Annotated in this window: 17 protein-coding genes and 1 other RNA gene; 2 read left to right on the top strand and 16 right to left on the bottom strand. The window is 52.8% G+C overall.

Features of this window, described 5'->3' with window-relative positions; all coding sequences use genetic code 11:
* Positions 1-104 precede the first annotated feature (104 nt).
* From hrpA to QWI17_RS13950, 15 genes are all read right to left on the bottom strand, one after another.
* The gene (gene hrpA, locus QWI17_RS14020) at positions 105-4,019 is read right to left on the bottom strand and encodes an ATP-dependent RNA helicase HrpA (protein ID WP_302723146.1); all 3,915 of its coding nucleotides are present in this window, start codon (positions 4,017-4,019) and stop codon (positions 105-107) included.
* A gap of 126 nt (positions 4,020-4,145) precedes the next feature.
* Entirely contained in the window at positions 4,146-4,616 is a 471-nt protein-coding gene (locus tag QWI17_RS14015) for a Dps family protein (RefSeq protein ID WP_302723145.1), read from the bottom strand.
* Between the two features lie 115 nt (positions 4,617-4,731).
* Complete coding sequence (locus QWI17_RS14010; protein WP_302723144.1) at positions 4,732-6,666, bottom strand: hypothetical protein; 1,935 nt, start codon at positions 6,664-6,666, stop codon at positions 4,732-4,734.
* A gap of 51 nt (positions 6,667-6,717) precedes the next feature.
* Entirely contained in the window at positions 6,718-7,503 is a 786-nt protein-coding gene (locus QWI17_RS14005; protein ID WP_302723143.1) for a class II glutamine amidotransferase, read from the bottom strand.
* Positions 7,496-7,939 (bottom strand): GNAT family N-acetyltransferase, encoded by a 444-nt coding sequence (locus tag QWI17_RS14000; protein ID WP_302723142.1) that lies wholly within the window; start codon positions 7,937-7,939, stop codon positions 7,496-7,498. The genes QWI17_RS14005 and QWI17_RS14000 overlap by 8 nt, the downstream gene beginning before the upstream one ends.
* On the bottom strand, positions 7,939-10,059 hold the full coding sequence (locus QWI17_RS13995; protein ID WP_302723141.1) for a VWA domain-containing protein: 2,121 nt from the start codon (positions 10,057-10,059) through the stop codon (positions 7,939-7,941). Before QWI17_RS13995 ends, QWI17_RS14000 begins: the two co-directional genes overlap by 1 nt.
* A gap of 72 nt (positions 10,060-10,131) precedes the next feature.
* Positions 10,132-10,512, bottom strand: coding sequence for a hypothetical protein (locus tag QWI17_RS13990; RefSeq protein ID WP_302723140.1), 381 nt, complete (start codon positions 10,510-10,512; stop codon positions 10,132-10,134).
* Position 10,513: 1 nt separating this feature from the next.
* On the bottom strand, positions 10,514-10,957 hold the full coding sequence (locus QWI17_RS13985) for a YcgN family cysteine cluster protein (RefSeq protein WP_302723139.1): 444 nt from the start codon (positions 10,955-10,957) through the stop codon (positions 10,514-10,516).
* Positions 10,957-11,247 carry a YcgL domain-containing protein gene (locus tag QWI17_RS13980; RefSeq protein ID WP_302723138.1) on the bottom strand — a complete coding sequence of 97 codons (291 nt, stop codon included), beginning with the start codon at positions 11,245-11,247 and terminating at the stop codon, positions 10,957-10,959. The genes QWI17_RS13985 and QWI17_RS13980 overlap by 1 nt, the downstream gene beginning before the upstream one ends.
* On the bottom strand, positions 11,244-12,386 hold the full coding sequence (gene rnd / locus QWI17_RS13975; protein WP_302723137.1) for a ribonuclease D: 1,143 nt from the start codon (positions 12,384-12,386) through the stop codon (positions 11,244-11,246). The genes QWI17_RS13980 and rnd overlap by 4 nt, the downstream gene beginning before the upstream one ends.
* Before the next feature lie 49 nt (positions 12,387-12,435).
* Positions 12,436-13,032, bottom strand: coding sequence for a recombination mediator RecR (gene recR / locus QWI17_RS13970; protein ID WP_302723136.1), 597 nt, complete (start codon positions 13,030-13,032; stop codon positions 12,436-12,438).
* Positions 13,033-13,055: 23 nt separating this feature from the next.
* Positions 13,056-13,379, bottom strand: a complete 324-nt coding sequence (locus QWI17_RS13965) for a YbaB/EbfC family nucleoid-associated protein (protein ID WP_302723135.1) — start codon at positions 13,377-13,379, stop codon at positions 13,056-13,058.
* A gap of 25 nt (positions 13,380-13,404) precedes the next feature.
* A complete protein-coding gene (gene dnaX / locus QWI17_RS13960) occupies positions 13,405-15,420 on the bottom strand; it encodes a DNA polymerase III subunit gamma/tau (protein ID WP_302723134.1) in 2,016 nt (671 codons plus the stop codon).
* 101 nt (positions 15,421-15,521) lie between these two features.
* An RNA gene (gene ffs, locus QWI17_RS13955) (signal recognition particle sRNA small type) lies at positions 15,522-15,618 on the bottom strand.
* 104 nt (positions 15,619-15,722) lie between these two features.
* Positions 15,723-17,225 carry an AbgT family transporter gene (locus QWI17_RS13950; protein WP_302723133.1) on the bottom strand — a complete coding sequence of 501 codons (1,503 nt, stop codon included), beginning with the start codon at positions 17,223-17,225 and terminating at the stop codon, positions 15,723-15,725.
* A gap of 78 nt (positions 17,226-17,303) precedes the next feature.
* Here QWI17_RS13950 and tpx point away from each other — a divergent pair, with 78 nt between their 5' ends.
* On the top strand, positions 17,304-17,801 hold the full coding sequence (tpx, locus tag QWI17_RS13945) for a thiol peroxidase (protein WP_302723132.1): 498 nt from the start codon (positions 17,304-17,306) through the stop codon (positions 17,799-17,801).
* 7 nt (positions 17,802-17,808) lie between these two features.
* Here tpx and QWI17_RS13940 read toward each other — a convergent pair whose 3' ends face one another.
* On the bottom strand, positions 17,809-18,012 hold the full coding sequence (locus QWI17_RS13940; protein ID WP_302723131.1) for a hypothetical protein: 204 nt from the start codon (positions 18,010-18,012) through the stop codon (positions 17,809-17,811).
* A 246-nt stretch (positions 18,013-18,258) separates the two neighbouring features.
* Between QWI17_RS13940 and QWI17_RS13935 the strand changes: the two genes are divergently transcribed.
* Entirely contained in the window at positions 18,259-19,107 is an 849-nt protein-coding gene (locus QWI17_RS13935) for a 6-carboxytetrahydropterin synthase (protein WP_302723130.1), read from the top strand.
* Positions 19,108-19,135: the final 28 nt, after the last annotated feature.

Below are 19,135 nucleotides of genomic sequence, written 5' to 3'. Positions count from 1 at the left end.
AGTGTGCAGCGGCAGGAAAGGGATCCGTATAAGCCGCACTCACACTATAGAGGATCAAATGTAGGATTTGTTACACTGAACGCACAAATCTGTGTGAAATGTACCTATTTTTGCCCGGTAATTTCCATCCAAAGTTTATTCAGGCGCTTACCCGATACCGGAAACCGTGTTTTTAAGGTCTGAGCAAACAGCGAAACCCGCAATTCCTCCAAAGACCAGCGATAACGAGCGAGTAGCGGGTTTTCATGCAATTGGTACTCACCGTGCTTATCAATATATTCCGCCAATCGCGCTTCAAATTCCTCCACTTCCGCCATCTGTATGCGATCCTTCTGCGCGTTAAGTACAACCTTTTCTAAACGTATTTGAATAGCCTCTAAGTAGCGGGGGTACTCGCAAAACCATTCATATGGCGTATTAAATACCATCTTGCCGTAAAACAGGCCATCCAGCTGATGACTGACATCCCCAGCGGCCAAGGCCATTGCCAGCGCATTTTTGCTGTGCTTAAGCTGTTTTTTTATCGCGACGACACGAGTTAAAGATTTGACCAACACATCCGCCAACTGCTGCGTTCGCTCCACCAAATCCGGCTTAACCCGCGCCACCGCCGTATTGAAATCCTCTTCATTGCGCGGTAGCTCTCCGTCTGGCAAGCCCAGCTGGCAGGCTGCGGCCATGCAGATATCATCCACCACCGCATCGCGCTTGCCAAGCTGCACCACTGTCAGGCCTAGCTCCTTACCCTTCATCAGCTCTTTATTAAGGTACTTAACGGTTTCACGGCACTCCAACAAAATTAGCCGACTAACCCCAGCCAAGGATTGATAGTGCGCCTGGCGTGGATTATCTAACACCTCCATAGAAGCAGAAGTCGACTTATCAACCAGAGCGGGATAAGCCCGAATACTGATACCCTTGCGTTTTAGTTCGACCGTTTCCGGCAGATTCAAATCCCAGCGCGTAATACCTTCTCGCGTCATATCATCGGCGGCGTCGCGAATATTGCTTTGCACTTTCTCTTTGTAGCGCGCGCGCAAGTCATGTAAGTCACGACTGGCAGCGATTGCCTTACCGCGGTCATCGACCACCCGAATGTTGAACCGAAAGAAATTTTCAATCGACGCCTTGTGCCAGTCCCCCTGAGTCACATCAATCAGGGTTTGGCGTTTTAATTGATAAGATAAAGCCTCGGTTAACGGGGTGTTGTCTACGCTCATGGCACTGAGCGCTTTATCAACAACATCGGGCACAGGTACAAAATGCTTACGCAAGGATTTGGGCAGACTTTTGATTAAATCAATACATTTGTCGCGCAGCATGCCCGGCACCAACCAATCCAGGCGATGCTCGGGCAGCTCGTGCAACAAACTCACCGGTACGTTGACTGTCACACCATCGTCGTCGTGACCGGGTTCAAAATGATAGCTAAGTGGAAAGCGCATGCCCTGCCACTCAAGCTCATCGGGAAACTGCGCTTCGTTGATGTCATTTACCGCGCGCTGCATAAGTCGCTCACGCGGAATCTTTAATACGTCTGCCTGGGTTTGTTCGATCTGCTTGCGCCACACCTCAAAACCGGCACGATTAATAACTTCGCCAGGTATACGTTCATCGTAAAACTGAAACACTACTTCGTCTTCAGCCAAAATATCGCGTCGCCGTGATTTGGCTTCCAGCGCTTCCAGCTCTTCAATCAGCGATTGATTATGGCGAAAGAAAGCCGGTGGTTTGTGCCCGCGCTTGAGGTAACGCCCCTCCACTAACGCCGATCGAATAAAAACTTCGCGGCATTCCTGTGGGTTAATTTGGCTGTAGTTTACCCGCTGGCGTTCAACCAGGGTTAAACCGTACAGTGTCACCTTCTCAAATGCCTTCACCTGACCAGACTTTACATCGTAGTGTGGCTCAAAATGATTGCGTTTAACCAAGTGCTTAGCCGCCTCCAGCAACCATTCTGGCTCTACTTTGGCGACATCGTGAGCAAATAGTTGCGATGTCTCCATCAGCTGAGCGGCGACCATCCACTTGGGCCGTTTCTTGTTCTGCGACGAGCCGGGGAAAATTGAAAACTTACGATTGCGCGCACCAAGGTACTCGCGCCCCTCGTTGTGAAAACCAATATTACCCAGTAATCCGGTTACCATCGCCTGGTGAACGGCGGTGTAATCAGCCGGCTCTTTGTTGAAGGTCAACCCTAATTTTTGCCCAGTGAGTTTTAACTGGCGGTGTATGTCTCGCCATTCACGCATTCGCAGGTAAGACAAAAATTCTTTTTTAGACAGTTTGCGCAGTTGGTTTTGCGACAATTCCTGGCGTTGCTCTTCGTAATATCGCCACAAATTTACGTATGCCACAAAATCTGAGTTTTCATCCCAGAAACGTCTGTGCATTTGATCGGCCGCTTGTTGTTTCTCGGCCGGGCGCTCGCGCGGGTCCTGAATCGACAGCGCGCTCACCACAATCATCACTTCATCCAGTGAACCTAAATCGCTGGCCGCTAACAGCATTCTGGCCAATGTGGGGTCGACACTTAGTTGCGCCAAGCGCCGACCATCGCGTGTAACACGCTGCTTGCCGTCAACCGCGTGCAATTCTTGCAACAGCTTAAAGCCGTCGTTAATCAGTCGCGAGTCAGGCGCATCGACAAAAGGAAACCGATGAATATCACCAATTTTTAGTTGCAGCATCTGTAAGATAACCGCGGCCAGATTGGTACGCAGGATTTCAGCATCGGTAAACTCTGGGCGGCCTAAGAAATCTTCCTCACTGTATAGGCGCACACAAATACCATCACTCACACGGCCGCATCGACCTTTACGCTGATTGGCACTGGCCTGGGATATTGGCTCTATGGGTAGGCGTTGCACTTTAGTGCGGACGCTGTAACGGCTGACGCGGGCCACCCCCGTATCAATGACGTAACGTATGCCCGGCACAGTGATGGAGGTCTCCGCCACGTTGGTCGCCAGCACAATTCGGCGCCCCCGGTGGGACGAAAACACACGATTTTGTTCGGCCAGGCTCAAGCGGGCATAAAACGGCAACACTTCGAAGTGACGAAAATCGGCGTGTCGCAGCCGTTTAGCGGCCTCGCGAATGTCGCGCTCGCCACTTAAAAACACCAATATGTCGCCACCACGGCCTTTGCCCGTTTTGCGCTCGTGTTGATCAATTTCGGTAATCGCATCAATAATCGCCTGATGGCTGTCGTTATCCTCGTTGTCGCTATCGATCATGGGCCGATACCAAACATCCACAGGGTAGGTCCGCCCTGAAACCTCTATAACCGGGGCATCATTAAAGTGACTAGAAAAGCGATTAACGTCGATGGTGGCCGAGGTGATAATAAGCTTTAAGTCGGGGCGTTTGGGGAGGAGCTGCTTAAGATAACCGAGCAAAAAATCAATGTTAAGACTGCGCTCGTGAGCCTCATCGATGATCAGCGTATCGTAGCGGTTGAGCATTGGGTCTTGCTGAATTTCGGCCAACAGGATGCCATCAGTCATCACCTTGACCAATGTGGTGTCCTGGGCTTGCTCGGTGAAACGCACCTGATAGCCAACGGTTTCCCCAATGTTCGAGCCCAATTCCTCAGCCACTCGAGCGGCCACCGTCTGGGCGGCAATTCGCCGGGGCTGGGTGTGGCCAATCATACCTCGCACCCCGAGCCCTAACTGCAAACAAATTTTGGGTAGCTGGGTAGTCTTGCCTGAACCAGTCTCACCGGCGAGCACGACCACCTGATTGTCATTAATCAGCTGGGCAATTTCTTCGCGCTTGCCACTTACCGGCAGATTCTCCGGAAACTCAATAGTTTGCGGAACGACCTGAGCCCGCTTGTCGACCAATGACTTTGAGCTTTCCCACTCCTGCTGCCAACGCTCAACCATTTGATCAATGGGCTTGCCCTGTTTTTCGCGCTGACGGATATCCTGTGCCTTACGTTGCAGACGAAAGCTATCACGCAGCATGGTTTGCTGTAGCGGGCGTTCAAGGTTGATGGGTAACTCAGACATACTTTCTCCAATTTCAGGGGCGCTATTGTACCCTGTTATTGGCGGCATGATTAGGTGGGAACGGCTCCTATAAAAAGCGGCCCGGCGCTCTCGCGCCGGGCCGCTGGTATCAAGAGCAGGTAGAACTTACTCTTCGAGTAGCGAACGCAGCATCCAGGCGGTTTTCTCGTGCAGCTGAATACGCTGGGTCAGCAGATCACCGGTCGCCTCATCACTGGCCTTATCGACAGTTGGGTAGAGTGCACGTGCGGTTTTTACCACCGCCTCCTGGCCTGCCACAAGGTTCGCAATCATGTCTTTAGCCGTAGGTACACCCTCTTCCTCTTCGATGGAAGACAGTTGCGCATAGGCTTTATACGTACCGGGGGCAGGATAGCCAAGCGAGCGAATACGTTCTGCCAGATCATCGACCGCAATCGCCAACTCGGTGTACTGATTCTCAAACATCAAATGCAGTGTCTGGAACATGGGCCCGGTCACATTCCAGTGGTAGTTATGTGTTTTTAGGTACAGGGTATAGGTGTCAGCGAGCACGCGAGACAGCCCTTCAGCAAGCTCTTTGCGATCCGCTTGGTTAATACCGATATCAATATCCATTGTTGTCTCCTTAACTGCATTTAGCATTTCAATGACATACTAGCAAGGTACCCAGCCACAACCCAATCAATTTCGCATATCGGCCAGATAAGAAAATTTAATTGATCTAAATTGACTAATAAACGTAAACACCATTCTTTGCTGCAACAATCATGGTTCCGGCGTCCGTCACATCAACCGACTGACCAAAATACAACGTCTCGGGGTTAGTGGGTTTTATATAAGCCAAAGCCTGAAAGCTCCCCGACCGAAGCTTGTACAACATAGCAGCCCCAGAGTTGCGTTTGGAGTTGTCGGTCGAGTTGCCCTGAAAACCTGTCGCGGCGCTTTCTTCATACGGCGCACCCACCGCTAGGTAATTGGCCTCGCCGCTAAGCGACAAACTATAACCAAAGCTGTCACCACCCGTGTACTCATCAGCAGAACTCCATATTTTGCTGTCGGCGTCGTCGAGCTGCAACCTTTGTTGATGGCTCCAACTCGACGGTGACGACGCACGGAAAATATGTACACCACCCTGCCCTTGATTTTCCAGGGGGGCGCCGACCGCAATAAGACCTCCATCATCACTGACCGCAACCGTTGCACCAAAAGAATCGCCACTCGCATCATCACGCGGCGCGCGATGAGCACAAGTTTGAGCAAAACAGTCCCACCACTGGCCTTGAGGCTCCGGTGATTTGAGCATTGTCTGCCGAACCCAGTTGTCTCCGTCACGTTTAAACACATAAACAGCGCCGGATTGATTTTGGGAGTCATCCTGTGGCGCCGGCTCACCATTAACCAACGCACTGTCCTCACCCGGAGCACCAATCACTACCGTATCGCCATTGGCCGACAGATCTATAGCAGCGCCAAATTTATCCTGATAATCCAGTTTTTCAGGCTTTAGAGCGGTCAAAAATGTCAACTCTTCCCCCACACTGTATAACCGAACCTCTGGAAACTCGTTAGAGTTGCCATAGGCCGTTTTTACAGCCAGCGCTAACACCTTGCCATTTTCGCTAACTGAGACACTGGTTATCTGCTTATCCAAGTCAAGCTGATTTTCAGAACGACGCCAATTGCCGTCTATATTTCTATACCAATATAGGTACACGACGCCAGCCCAAGAACTGATACCAGGGGTAGCCCTGAGGAAAATATTTTGTTCCGATTCATCTATTGCTAAACCGCGGATAAAACCAGCAGGTATACGCTGCACTCGCTCCTGTTTATTGACGTCATTTTTAGCAGATACAACTAAGTCAGACGGAAGAAAACTGATAATATGATTGTGTATGTAGTAGGAAGGGGTGTAAATATTTCCGCTCACTGCCCCAACCTTTGCGTTCTGACCAAACCCATTCGAGTAAAATTCGTCCCTTTTCTCTTGTTGCAAATATTGAACAGAGGCAACCGCATCACCAACCGGTGGCGCTGGCTCTGATGTGGCGCACATCTGACCAGTACAGCTCAGCAATTGATAGGTTGAACCTAACTGAGCGGGAATTAATATTTCTTTAACAAAGCGAGTGCTATCGGCCGCTAAATTTTCAGCGATAAGGTGTTCCTCACCCACGCTGTCGAGCTCGACCAGCTGGTAGTAGGCATTCCCTGTAGTACTCCAGGTAAATTCCAACCGGTTATTCGGCAAATACGCAACCGATAATTCCGGCGGTACTAGCGCTTTCATAGCAAAAGTGACCGCGAGCTCACACGGTTCTTGCAGAGCAAGCGTGGTAAATACCGTGGACTGCAAGCTCCCGTCACAGCCGGAAATACTTTCGACTGCAAACCCAGGCTCGGGAGATACGGTAAACTGCGCCACTTCGCCTGCATCCACTTCGACAACACTAGGGTCAATCGCACCATCACCCAACACCACAGTACTTATCTCGAAAGTGGTGCTTTCGGGCAGACTGCTACTGCTGGAGCTTGAGGAAGAGTTAACAACGGAACTAATGCTTGAGCTTGAAGAGGAGCCAATAGATTCTCCAGAGCCGCCGCCTGAACCGCCGCAGGCCACTAAAAGTACCGAACCAACAATGCATAATCCTTTTCGCCACATAACATCTCCTGACCCATACATTAAAACCTAGTCAGTGTACTCCACAGCACCTTAACTCAAACTGAATGCCACCTCGCCCTGATCAAAGACAATAAATTCACCAGGCTCCATCTGCGTCCAGGATTCATTATTTGTCAGGGGCTTTGTGGCAATCACGGTGACCACATCGTTGCAGGTGGTGTGCTCGCCAAAATCTACGGTCATTTCGGCATCGCTCAGTTGTGCTTCGCCAAAAGGAGCTCTGCGAGTGATCCAGGTGAGTTTGGTGGAGCAATAAGCATATAAATATCGACCCTCACTGAATAAGAGATTGGTCACCCCCATATCCTTTAAATGATCGCACCAGCGCTTAAGTTGGCGCCAGTAATTAACCCGGTCTTCAGCAATAGTGTCCGGATCGCCAAAGCGGTACTTTATTTTCGCCAGTAACCAGCAAAACGCGCGCTCACTGTCTGTGGTGCCAACCGGAGTAAATTCCCCCAGCGGCAAGTCATCGACATTCGCCAATTGGCCATTGTGCGCAAACGTCCAGTTCTGCCCCCACAGCTCGCGTACAAACGGGTGTGTGTTTTCTAAACTGACAACACCGACATTCGCCTCGCGAATATGACTGATGGCAATACAGCTTTTCATGGGGAATTGGCTGACCAGCTTGGCAATTTCCGACTCTACACTTGGCGCGCTATCGCGAAACGCGCGAATACCTTTGCCTTCATAAAATACCACACCCCAACCGTCGCGGTGCGGGCCGGTACCGCCACCTCGGTGCAACAGGCCGGTAAAACTGAAACATAAGTCGGTGGGTACATTGGCCGACATCCCCAACAGTTCACACACCTGTCAATCCTCTTGGTAATTCAAAGCCCATCAATACAAATGATTTCCCGTTCGCGCGGTAGCGTTGATAAGGCTGCGCTATTGCACTGGGTACTTGTTCCGGTGTTTTTGTCGCAAAACCCACACTCAAATAGAACGCCTCCAAGTATTCCAGCGCGTAGCAGTACAGCGATTGAATAGAGTCGTCTGTGACTATTCGCTGCATCAGTAAACGAGCGATACCTTGGCGCCGCAAGCTGGGGGCGACGGTGAGATTTCGCAACAAGTAGGTATCGCCTTCAACCGGCAGTAACCGAGCCGCAGCAATCCACTGCCCTTTTGCATCGGCCAACGTATAGACAAGGTCGCGCTTGCCACATTTTGCGCGCTCACCCCAGCGTCGATACTGCTTGGTAATGGCCGGGTACGCATCAACCGGCTGCTTAACAAATTGCATTACTTGTTATCGTCATCAGTACCGAGATCGTCCATAGGTAAATCTTCGCCCGACTTAGTTTTGCCGGCCTCGTCTACCGGAAACATATCGCCCTCGGAAGGAGCGCTATCAGTCAGCGCATCCAGTGCCGCCAAGGGGTCATCATCGCCGACCATAGCGGGCATTTCCGCCGTTGCCGGGGCGGTGTCCGCGCTTTGGGTCGCGCTGCCCTGCTGCAGAGCCTGTTCGAACTCATCCAGTTCTGACTGCACACCTTTGGTACTGAACTGGCGATAGGCAAAATAAATCACTCCAAACAACAACAAGTTGCCTCCGACAATAGCGCTAATCATCAGCCAATTTAGACCCTCAGTTTCTTCGGGCACGGGCTCATCGTTGGGCTGTTCTACGGGAGGTTCTGGCTGCACAGCCTCTTGCGTTGCCGTTGCAGGTTTTTGCACAGGCGCTTCGGGTTCAGTTTCCGGCTCTGACTCCAGGCTGGGCTCTGGCTCTCGTTTCTCTTGCGCTAGTGCGGCTTGCTCCTCGGCCAACAATGCCTCTAATGCCTCGAGTTCTTTATCGGCCTCGGTTTCCACCGGGTCACCCTCTGCAGGGTAAGAAAAATACAAACTTGGCAGCACCTCATCAAACGCCTGACCATCAACATCCTCGCCACTGGCTTGTAGTTCGATGACATAGCGCGCCGGCTGGGTGGGCGAAACCGTCAATTCCCAACGGCCAATCTCCGTTTGTTGCATTGGCTCAAGCTCATTATCTCCCTCCGACACCTTAATATGGGCGACCACAGCGCTCAGCTCGGTTTGTATTAGATCTTGATCTCCCGCAGCCACAATATCGTAGTGAACCTTGTTGCCATCTATGCGCTTACGCATTTGCACCTGAAATAACGAGCCGACTTTAACGCGATGTTTAAACTCTCGCTCAAACGTTTTACCATCGACCACCACGGAAATATCAAAGTCGCCGCGCTGCTTAAACTTGGGAATATTTTTCCTAAATATTCCATCGGCCGGCAAACGATCAGTGGCCAGGCTCACCTGCCAACGACCCGGTTTAGCAACAGGGGAAATTTCAGCGTGCGCGGTCAACAATCCCAGAAAATCCGGGTCGGTAATCACCTCGCCCTGCTCATAGAGCCCGAACTGGAGCTCCAACTCATCCCCCGCCACCAGGTTGTTGGGCAACGCATTTACCCGTAACTCCAGGTCACTAACCACTGTTACGCGATTCTGTGGAGTTTCATCGGCTAGCACCTGCCACTGGCCTGCCATCGGGTTGCTAACCGTCATTAAGTCGTAACTGTCGGCGCCATACCAGGACACTGATTTTGGGTAGGCACTGGCACTGTAGCGATCGCCATTAGGAGCGATAAGCTGGGTGGGCTCGGAGTCGGGCTGGCGGAAAATCAGTGCGGTAAATTCATCCACCGAATCGTCGACTTTAAATTGATTACCCGTGAGCGGTAAACGTTTGGCCGGTACCGCTTGATCGAACATTAATAAATAAGACTGCATCAACTCATCGGCCGATTTAGCCACTGAGTAAACACCATCGGTATCGCGAGACAATTGCTGTAGCAGCTGGGTATCGGCGTCCTCAGAAAGGGCAATAGTGTGGAGGGTAAAGCCTTTGCTTTTTAGGTCTGGCAGCAACTCGGACAAAATACGCTGGCGTTCGCGCCGATTAAGTGAGGCGTTTTTATCGATGTCCACCTTACCGTCGGTCAGCAATACTAAGCTGGCATTGCCGTTTTGCGGGGCGAGCGCGGTTGCTTTCTCCAATGCCGCACCTATGTTGGTGTACAAGCCAACCGAGTTGATTTTAGCGGTATTGCGCCTTGCTCTGTCGCGCCAGGCATCGTCCACTTGAGCAAACGGTACCAGCATGTTGACCTGTTGGCCAAAGCTCCAGACTCCAGCGTGCGATTGATCTGGCAAAAGGTTGACCATAAGCTCCAGCGCCGGCACTCGTAAGTTCTTCGGGTCTGTCTGCTTCATGCTGCCTGAGATATCGACCAACAGCCGAACATCTGCGCTTTTGGGCTCCTCCGTTTGGGCAATGGCAGCTAGGGCAATCCCCCAACCACAGACAACTGCCAAGACCCACATCCGAATACCCATAGCACCTCCGATTAAGACAAAACCTGTCCTTTCATTTATAGCAGTGTGATGAATTTGTGCAAAGGTGTCGAGTTAGCCTTCCACGGGCTCAGCGGTCGCTTCGGGGCCAGACCGGGTTCGCTTGCGAGCCATTATGCGACCACTAATTAACAAATAGATTAACGACAAAATCAGTGCTCCCACCCATATCAGTGCCAAAGTCACAGCCGCATCCAAGCCAGCCTCTACCCCCTGGAACAGACTATTAAGCACAGCAATAAACAACGCGGGAGCATAAGCATCGGGCTGATCAGGTAAATTAAGACTGAACGGCGTAAATACCAACACGATATAAGACACAATCAAAAAATGTCGCCAATAGCGTGATAGCCCCCGGGTAATGCGCCATCCAAACAATCCCAAAACAACGCCAGAAGCTACGTAAACAAGCCAGGCCATGGTTAAATTTTCCATACTAAATTACCCAGTGAATAATGTGTTCTTCCAAATCGTCAGTAGCAACTGACTCTTCTGCCAAAACCTTGCCTGCTACCGACATGCCCGCCTTGTGGGTGGAATTTGGATCACCGGTAAGCAACGGATGCCAATCAGGTAAAGCCTCACCCGCGGCTATCAAGCGATACGCGCAGGTAACGGGTAACCAGTGAAAATATTCGGCATCTTCCGGGGTCAATACGAGACAATCGGCCACTCGCGCACGGCGGTTGGGGTAGTCCTGACACCGGCAATTGTCGTGGTCCAGCAACTGACAGGCTACGTCAGTATAGAAAACTTCATCCGTATCTTCGTTTTCCAGCTTGTGCAAACAGCATTTACCGCAACCATCGCACAAGCTTTCCCATTCCTGCGACGTCATCTGGGCAAGAGACTTGCGCTGCCAGAACACCTGATCTGCCATCAGAACAACTTAGAATTCTGCGATGCTACCGCTGCGGCTTCTTGATCCGCGTTCTTTGCCGGAGGCAATTGCAAAAAATAACCGGTCTCTTGCAGTGCTGCCATCACTTTACTGATATCAGCATGCGCCAGCTTGCGAGTTTCCGTTAACACCAGCACCATAGCCGGCACAGCTTTACCAAATTGCTGCATTAAAGCCTCAGGCACCTTAGCTAAGCCGTCCTCTTTTTTGCAATAAAGATACATTCCACTGTCTTTACTGCTGCGGTATATTTGACTAATTATTTTCACGAAACCTCCGCGACTTGCTCAATCGCAATCTTCAATAAACTCTGGCCAATCAAGTCAGCGCGCCAGCCGTTCAGGCGACCCGGCAGCTCGGGAGTGCCATGAGCTACAGAGCGAATAATGTGTTCGTATTCTTTTTTGCGAATCAGTATCTCGGCGGGAACGCCAAGCTCTTCTGCGCGCACTCTGACCCACGCTTTCATCGCTTTAATGGCACTGCCAAATTCACGCCCCAAGGGCGGCGTTAGACAATTCGGCAATTCATCTTCGTCAAGTGCACACGCGCGCGCCACTAAACCCAGCAAAAAATCGCCATCGTCGTGTAAAGTTCGTCTCGGTATGCCTTCAATTCTTTGCAGCTGGCCCATGCTATCCGGAAGGCGTCGCGCTATTTCGAACAAGGGCTGCTCTTTCATTAAACGATTGCGGGGTATGTCGCGAGCGCGTGCTTCTACTTCGCGCCATTCGGCCAATAGCTTAAGTGCTGCTACACCCCGTTCTGGCAGTTTCCAGCCCAGCCCTACTTTCAGATAGGCCGAACCAGCATCGACCGGTTCGCCCGCAGCGGCCACCAATTCGGCGCAATCACTTTTAACCCAGTCCAAACGCTCTTGTTGCCTGAGGGTCTGCAACAATTTTCCGTACACAATGAGCAGATGCGCCACATCGAGTGCTGCATAGTCTTTTTGCGCCAGGCTTAACGGTCTCGCCAACCAGTCAGAACGCGTCTCTCCTTTGGGTATTTCTACTCCGAGCATTTCTCGCACTAAATTAGCGTAGCCCAATGAAAAACCATACCCCGCGTACGCCGCCGCGATTTGCGTATCGAATAAAGGCGAAGGCACAGCCCCCAGCCGCACATTAAACACCTCTAAGTCCTCTGAGCAAGCGTGAAGTACTTTGGTCACGCTTTCGTCGCGCCACAGTTGCGCTAATGCGGACAGATCATCAATCGCCACAGGGTCAATCAAATAACAGCCTTCACCGTCACCTACCTGAATTAACCCTGCAATAGGATAAAAAGTGTCGCTGCGCATAAACTCGGTATCAACCGCTATGGCGGCCTGCTCCGACCATTTGCGACAGAGTTCACGCAAAGTGTTAGCATCTTCGACCCAAATGGGTTGTGTCGGTATTTGCATAAGTGTTGTGCTGCCCGTGTACCCGCTAGAATCGGCTAGGTCATTAGAGTTAAGTGATCGCCCGCCGGCTGGAGAATGCATGAGCTAAGGTGCCACCATCTATGTATTCGAGTTCACCGCCGAGCGGCACTCCGTGAGCGATTCGCGTCACCGTTATACCGGCGCGCTGCGCTTTTTCACTGATGTAATAAGCGGTAGCTTCACCTTCCATGGTGGGGTTGGTTGCCAAAATAATTTCCGTTATCGGCTCCTGATCCAGCAACATCAGCAATTGGTCAATGCCAATATCTTCCGGGCCTATACCGTCGATGGGTGACAAATGTCCCAGCAGCACAAAATACTTACCCTGATAACTGCCAGCCTGCTCAATGGCCAACACATCGGCCGGCGTTTCTACCACACACAATAGGGTATTGTCGCGACGCGTGTTGCTGCACACGCCACAAAGCTCCTGCTCGGTGAGCGTTCGACAGCGCTGGCAACGCTCAACACCTTCAACCGCGCGCACCAGACAATCGGCCAGCTTCAACGCGCCTGCGCGGTCGTGTTCCAACAGTTGCATCGCCATACGTTGCGCAGACTTCGGGCCCACACTGGGTAAACAACGCAGCGCCGCCATCAGTTCATCAATCAGAGGACTAAACATTAAGGAATATTGTTACCTGGCTATTAAAATGGCATTTTAAAACCGGGCGGCATATTCATACCGGCGGTCATTTTTGACATTTTTTCTTGGTTATTTGTCTCAACGCGTCGCACCGCATCATTCACTGCCGCCGCCAACAGGTCTTCCAGCATTTCTTTGTCTTCACCTATCAAGCTATCGTCGATGGTGACGCTTTTCACATCGTGCCGGCCAGTCATAACCACTTTAACCATCCCCGCTCCGGCCTGACCTTCCACCTGAGAATTCGCCAGTTCTTCTTGGGCCTGTTGCATCTGCTCTTGCATTTGCTGGGCCTGCTTCATGATATCGCCCATGCCTTTAAACATGCTTTACCTCCGGGCCTGTGCCCAATTAATGAGTGTCCACCGGTTCGACCGATTGTTCGTCGACAGTAGCTGAAAAATGTTCAATCAGTTGCTGCACTATGGGGTCAGATTTAACCGCTTCAACCGCTTGCGCCAATCGTTCACTGCGTTTGCGCTGGGCAATTTGCGCCGGGGTTTCGGTATCAATCTGACCCGGTTGAATAATGACTTGCACAGGCTGCTCGAAGTAATCGGTTAAGGCATCGGCGAGACGCTGCTGCTGCCCATCCCCGTACAAACTGCTGTTATTTTCATCCAACACAAAATGCAATTGGTTGCCCTGACGGCCAACCAGCTCACAGTTGGCCGCGGTATTCTGGACGACGCCGCCAACATCCAGTCCTAAATATATTTGTGGCCATAAGACAGGATTGACTGCATCCAGTGCCACTCGCTCTATAGGTTTTGCGACGGTAGGCTGTGGCGCAGGAGCTACCGACGACTCTGCAGCTGGAGCTGCGGGTGATTCAGCCACCTCCACAGGGGTTGGCTCTACAGGGGCCGCTTGCTTAGCGGGCACGGCCGTTGGCGATTGTTGCGTAACGGAGGCGGGCTCGCTATCTGGCGCCACTTCTGGAGCCTTTTCGGGCCGCTCTACAGGAGCCTGCGTTTCATCTGCACCACTTTGTTGCGCATATTGGGGTACGTCATCCCAAGGTGGCGGATCATCTGCCGGGTGCGGCGTAGGTCTCTGAGGCGCAAGGTCACTTGCTGGCGCCGCAGGTTCTGCCTGTGACGATGCTGGAGTATTTTCTACTGCCGGCGCACTGGCCTGTGCCGCGGCGGCGCTCGGTGTCGGCTCGGCAGCGGCGAAATTTTCGCTTGGCGCGTCAGGCTTAGAGTCAGTGCTTGCTTCCAACGGCGCAGTATTCGTTGCAGAGGGCGCCGCCAAACGTTTAGTCGGCACGTCGGTAACACCTTGCGGACGGAATGCCAACATTCGGAGCAAAACCATCTCCAGCCCTGCTCTGGGGGCTGGCGCCAAAGGTAAATCCCGACGGCCAAGCAAACCGGTTTGATAAAACAACTGCACGTCTTCGGTGGGCAGCTGGCTGGCCAGCTCAAGTACTTGATCCCGATCTCCCTGACTGTTATCCACCGCCTCTGGCAACGCCTGGCCTATGGCGATACGGTGCAAAATAGACAACATATCGGCCAGGGCGCTGGCAAAATCCGGCGCGTGCTCGGCCATTTGCGCCACGGCTGCCAGTGCGGCTTTCCCATCGCCCGCCGCCAGGGCGCGCAAAATATCGTAAACCGCGCTGCGATCGATGGTGCCGAGCATGGACCGCACCTCGGCCTCGGTCACTTTGCCCGAGCCAAAGGCGATGGCTTGATCGGTCAGGCTGAGCGCATCGCGCATACTGCCGTCGGCGGCTCGGCCCAGCTGCCACAGAGCGCTCTCTTCAAAGGGAACCGCTTCGGCTTCCAGCACATGTTTGAGGTGGCCGGTGACCAACTCAGGCGTCATATTCTTGAGGTTAAATTGCAAACACCGGGACAGTATCGTCACCGGCAAGCGCTGTGGGTCTGTCGTCGCCAGCAAAAATTTGACGTGTGGTGGTGGCTCTTCCAGTGTTTTCAGCAGCGCATTGAACGAATGCGTGGACAGCATATGCACTTCGTCAATCAGGTAAACCTTATAGCGTCCGCGAGTCGGCGCATACTGGACGTTTTCCAACAGCTCGCGGGTATCTTCCACTTTGGTGCGGCTCGCCGCATCCACCTCAATCAGGTCGACGAAACGGTTTTCCGCAATTTCCACACAGGCCGCGCACTGGCCACAGGGGGTCGAGCTTACGCCGGTTTCACAGTTTAAGCATTTGGCGAGAATACGGGCAATGGTGGTTTTGCCGACACCGCGAGTGCCGGTGAAAAGATAGGCGTGGTGCAAGCGATCGTGGTCGAGAGCGTTAACCAATGCCTGTAGCACATGCTCCTGCCCCACCAAATCGCGAAACGTGCGGGGGCGCCACTTGCGTGCCAGGACTTGATAACTCATGCCTTCCTCGTTATTGCTTGCAACCAAAGAGCCGATTATAGCGATACCGGGCGTAAATAGACACGGGGAGGAAACAACAGAAGAAAAGAGATTGGAGGGGACCCCACCAGCCACACCCCGGCACATGATACCACCGCTACCGTTGCTCCCTTCCGGGCCTGGCGGAGTTCACGGTTGATCATTGCGAGGGGACCGGCAGGGCCACCACTGCAGCGGCAATAGCATGGGGTATAACCCCGTACTGCCGAGGCCGCGCATTATCCGCAAGTTGCCTGCACATTGCAAGAGCGGAAGACAGAAGCTTAAAAACCCAGTGGCCACGCCAGTGCCAGCCAAGCGGTAAAAAACAGGCTCCAGCCGACAAAAAACGTAATTGAATACGGCACCATCATCGCCAACATTCCACCCACACCTATCCCCGGTCGGTACCTGGCGGCAAAAGCCAATACCACACCGAAATAGGGCATAAGGGGCGTAATGATATTGGTCACACTGTCGCCAATGCGAAAGGCCATTTGGGTTTTCTCCGGGGCTACCCCTAAGAAAAATAACATGGGAACAAATACCGGGCCGAGAAGGCCCCATTTGGCCGAAGCGCTACCGACAAATAAGTTAATCAGTGCGCTGATCACAATAAAAAGCATCAACAACAGAATGGGCTGCTCTTCAAACGCGTGCAGCCATTGCGCTCCGGCAGTGGCCACCAATACACCCAGATTACTCCAGCCAAACCAGGCAACCGCTTGCGCTGCAAAAAACATCAGCACCAAGTAACCGGCCAAACTAGCCATTGCCGACTCCATGCCTCGCGTGGCATCCCCGGGCTTTTGAAACTGACCACTGACCTTGCCGTAAATCAAACCGGCCAAAGCCGCGTACAGGGCTATGGCGGGCACTAGGGCGCGCAGTGGCGAGCCATCACTGGCAGCACCGGCACTAAACGGTGCCCCGCTGGGCACCACCAGCAGTAGCGCCAGCACCGCAAACAATACCGTCCAGACACCGACCCAGCGCAAAGCCTGGCCATTGCCATCCGCAGCGGGCGCGACGACAACGGCGTCTGGCCCCAACTCGGCATCACTCCACGGCCCTAAATAGGGCTCTACTACTTTGTCGGTCACCCAGCCGCCCAGAATCGCCAACAGAGGCGTTGAAGCGGCCAGAAAATAGTAGTTCGCCCCCACACTGACATAACTTTCGCTGTGGACTAATGCGATCGCCTCAGTAGACATGCCGGCGAGAATAACGTCGGCGGGCCCCAAAGCAATATTGGCACTGTAACCGGCAGACACCCCGGCAAAAGCGGCCGCAATACCCGCCAATGGGTGTCGCCCGGCGGCATGATACAAAGCGCCGGCAAGCGGAATCAGCACGACATAACCAACGTCAAACGCGAGGTTAGATAATATGCCCGTCAGCACCACAATCGTAGCGAGGTAACGCTCGCTAACAGCGGCTACTAACCGCACCAACAAAACTTTTAGCAAGCCCGAGCGCTCCGCCACACCGAGCCCCAGCATTATCACCAGGACCGCGCCTACCGGAGCAAACCCAATAAAGTTCTCCACGGCATGGGTCAGCGCCCAACGCACACCGTCAGCCGATAGCAGACTGCGCGCCACAATCGGCTCTACATTGCCGGTCACACTCGCCTGCCAGCCAAGCCGGTGTGCGAACCAGGAGCCTGCCGCGATAAAGGCCATCAACCAGCCAAACAGTGCCACGGGGTGCGGCAACCGGTCGCCAGCGCGTTCAAGCGCTGTCAGGGAGCGAATGCCCCAACCCAAACCACTTTTATTTGGCATTATTTTACGTCCAACATTGAATTTACTGACATTGGCAACAACTATAGGCTAACGAGCCAATCTAATAGGAGACCCATCATGGCGAGCGTAACTTTGAAAGGCAACCCACTGAACACTAACGGAGAATTGCCCACCGTTGGTAGTAAAGCACCGGATTTTGCATTGGTAAAAGCGGATTTAAGCGAATTGACCCTGGGCGAATATAAGGGCAAACGCGTAGTGCTCAATATATTTCCAAGCGTGGATACCCCTACCTGCGCGCAATCAGTACGCACCTTTAACGAGCAAGCCAGCAGTTTGGATAACACCGTGGTGCTGTGCATATCGAAAGACTTGCCATTCGCCCAGGCACGCTTTTGTGGCTCTGAAGGATTGAGTAATGTGGTCACAGGTTCCGCATTTCGCTGTGACTTTGCCGAAACTTACGGAGTGCTTCTCACGGAAGGTCCACTGGCGGGCGTCACTGCACGCGCGGTTGTCGTGGTTGATGAAAACGGCGAAGTCAGTTACACCCAGCTGGTCGACGAAATCGCCGATGAGCCGGACTACGACGGCGCCTTGAAAGCCTTGAGCTAAGGGCTTTTCAGCCCGCTCGCTTGACCGGAGCCAACAGGTAAAAAGCCGTCCAAGCGAGCCAGCTGGTAAGTGCACATGCCACCAGCCAAACACACTTCTCACGCCCGGATACTTGTCGAGAGTATGTAACGTCCAGCAGCGGAATACCCCAGAAAATAATTAACAGTGGCAGCGCACCCCACACAATTGCCGCTTCGTTGAGCATGTTCATCACAACCTCCTGTTCCCTGTGATTGACCCCCTGACGTCCGCAGGCAGCCCCAAACAACCTCTGCGATACTCAGTGTGGCATACACAGCAGCAAGTGGTAGGCCAATTTGGCATATTAAGTTCACCACAAAGGGCTCAAACGATTAAATAGGCCGCGCGCTTGCATATTGCATCACAACGCTGAGAATTGACACGTTTGCTGGTATCATGGTCGCCCTTTTACACTGCCTTTAAGGCTTCGCTTGTTATGCTTTTATTTGTCGACAATCTCACCAATGTGGATTTCAGCTTTCTTGACCCGGCTCGCGGTATTGTCGGCGAAACCTGGCTGGCGAATATTCGCTTACACGGTGAACTCGACGAGCAGAGTATGGTGTGTGATTTTGGCCAAGTTAAAAAAGTGGCCCGACAGTGGCTAGACTGTGAGCTGGATCACCGTCTGGCGGTTCCCGCTCAGTCAGACCGCCTGCGCCTGATCCAAACCGGAGGGAATTTAGATATTCAATGGCAACTCGACAGCGGCGAGACCATTGAACTCACCTGCCCGGCGGAGGCCATCGCTCTGGTAGACGCCGCCACCTTAGAACCGGAAACCGTGGCCGGGTGGTGCGCTACGCAGCTGATGCAAGCCTTCGACAGCCCACTGGAAAAGCTAGAATTAGACTTTTCCACAGAAACCATTGATGGGGCCTATTACCACTACTCGCACGGTCTTAAGAAGCACGATGGCAACTGTCAGCGCATTGCCCATGGCCATCGCTCGCGCATTGATATTTGGCTTAACGGTCACAAGGCGCCCCAGCTAGAACAGCAGTGGGCAGCACTTTGGCGGGATATTTACATCGGCACCCAGCAAGACATTGTTCACACGTCTACCACTGCCAGCCAAACCTATTACGATTTTGCCTATGACGCACCACAGGGGCATTTTCGCCTTAAGGTTCCGCGCTCCATGTGCTACATCATTAACACCGACACCACTGTTGAGTGTTTGGCACAACATATAGCCACCGAGCTTAGCGCTGAGCACCCTGACGCCAACCTGCGCGTTCGGGCCTACGAAGGCATCAATAAAGGGGCCGAAGCCTTCCGCTGACGCCCGTTAATATTGGCGACCGGCTGCA

This window comes from Gilvimarinus gilvus, assembly GCF_030518155.1.
GTDB lineage: Bacteria > Pseudomonadota > Gammaproteobacteria > Pseudomonadales > Cellvibrionaceae > Gilvimarinus > Gilvimarinus gilvus.
This window is presented reverse-complemented; position numbering and strand designations above follow the sequence as displayed.

Bases quoted from the DNA above. Each gene is read 5' to 3' on its own strand.
- hrpA (WP_302723146.1), bottom strand. From the start codon at position 4,019: ATGTCTGAGTTACCCATCAACCTTGAACGCCCGCTACAGCAAACCATG.
- QWI17_RS14015 (WP_302723145.1), bottom strand. From the start codon at position 4,616: ATGGATATTGATATCGGTATTAACCAAGCGGATCGCAAAGAGCTTGCT.
- QWI17_RS14010 (WP_302723144.1), bottom strand. From the start codon at position 6,666: ATGTGGCGAAAAGGATTATGCATTGTTGGTTCGGTACTTTTAGTGGCC.
- QWI17_RS14000 (WP_302723142.1), bottom strand. From the start codon at position 7,939: ATGCAATTTGTTAAGCAGCCGGTTGATGCGTACCCGGCCATTACCAAG.
- QWI17_RS13995 (WP_302723141.1), bottom strand. From the start codon at position 10,059: ATGGGTATTCGGATGTGGGTCTTGGCAGTTGTCTGTGGTTGGGGGATT.
- QWI17_RS13990 (WP_302723140.1), bottom strand. From the start codon at position 10,512: ATGGAAAATTTAACCATGGCCTGGCTTGTTTACGTAGCTTCTGGCGTT.
- QWI17_RS13985 (WP_302723139.1), bottom strand. From the start codon at position 10,957: ATGGCAGATCAGGTGTTCTGGCAGCGCAAGTCTCTTGCCCAGATGACG.
- rnd (WP_302723137.1), bottom strand. From the start codon at position 12,386: ATGCAAATACCGACACAACCCATTTGGGTCGAAGATGCTAACACTTTG.
- recR (WP_302723136.1), bottom strand. From the start codon at position 13,032: ATGTTTAGTCCTCTGATTGATGAACTGATGGCGGCGCTGCGTTGTTTA.
- QWI17_RS13965 (WP_302723135.1), bottom strand. From the start codon at position 13,379: ATGTTTAAAGGCATGGGCGATATCATGAAGCAGGCCCAGCAAATGCAA.
- dnaX (WP_302723134.1), bottom strand. From the start codon at position 15,420: ATGAGTTATCAAGTCCTGGCACGCAAGTGGCGCCCCCGCACGTTTCGC.
- QWI17_RS13950 (WP_302723133.1), bottom strand. From the start codon at position 17,225: ATGCCAAATAAAAGTGGTTTGGGTTGGGGCATTCGCTCCCTGACAGCG.
- tpx (WP_302723132.1), top strand. From the start codon at position 17,304: ATGGCGAGCGTAACTTTGAAAGGCAACCCACTGAACACTAACGGAGAA.
- QWI17_RS13940 (WP_302723131.1), bottom strand. From the start codon at position 18,012: ATGAACATGCTCAACGAAGCGGCAATTGTGTGGGGTGCGCTGCCACTG.
- QWI17_RS13935 (WP_302723130.1), top strand. From the start codon at position 18,259: ATGCTTTTATTTGTCGACAATCTCACCAATGTGGATTTCAGCTTTCTT.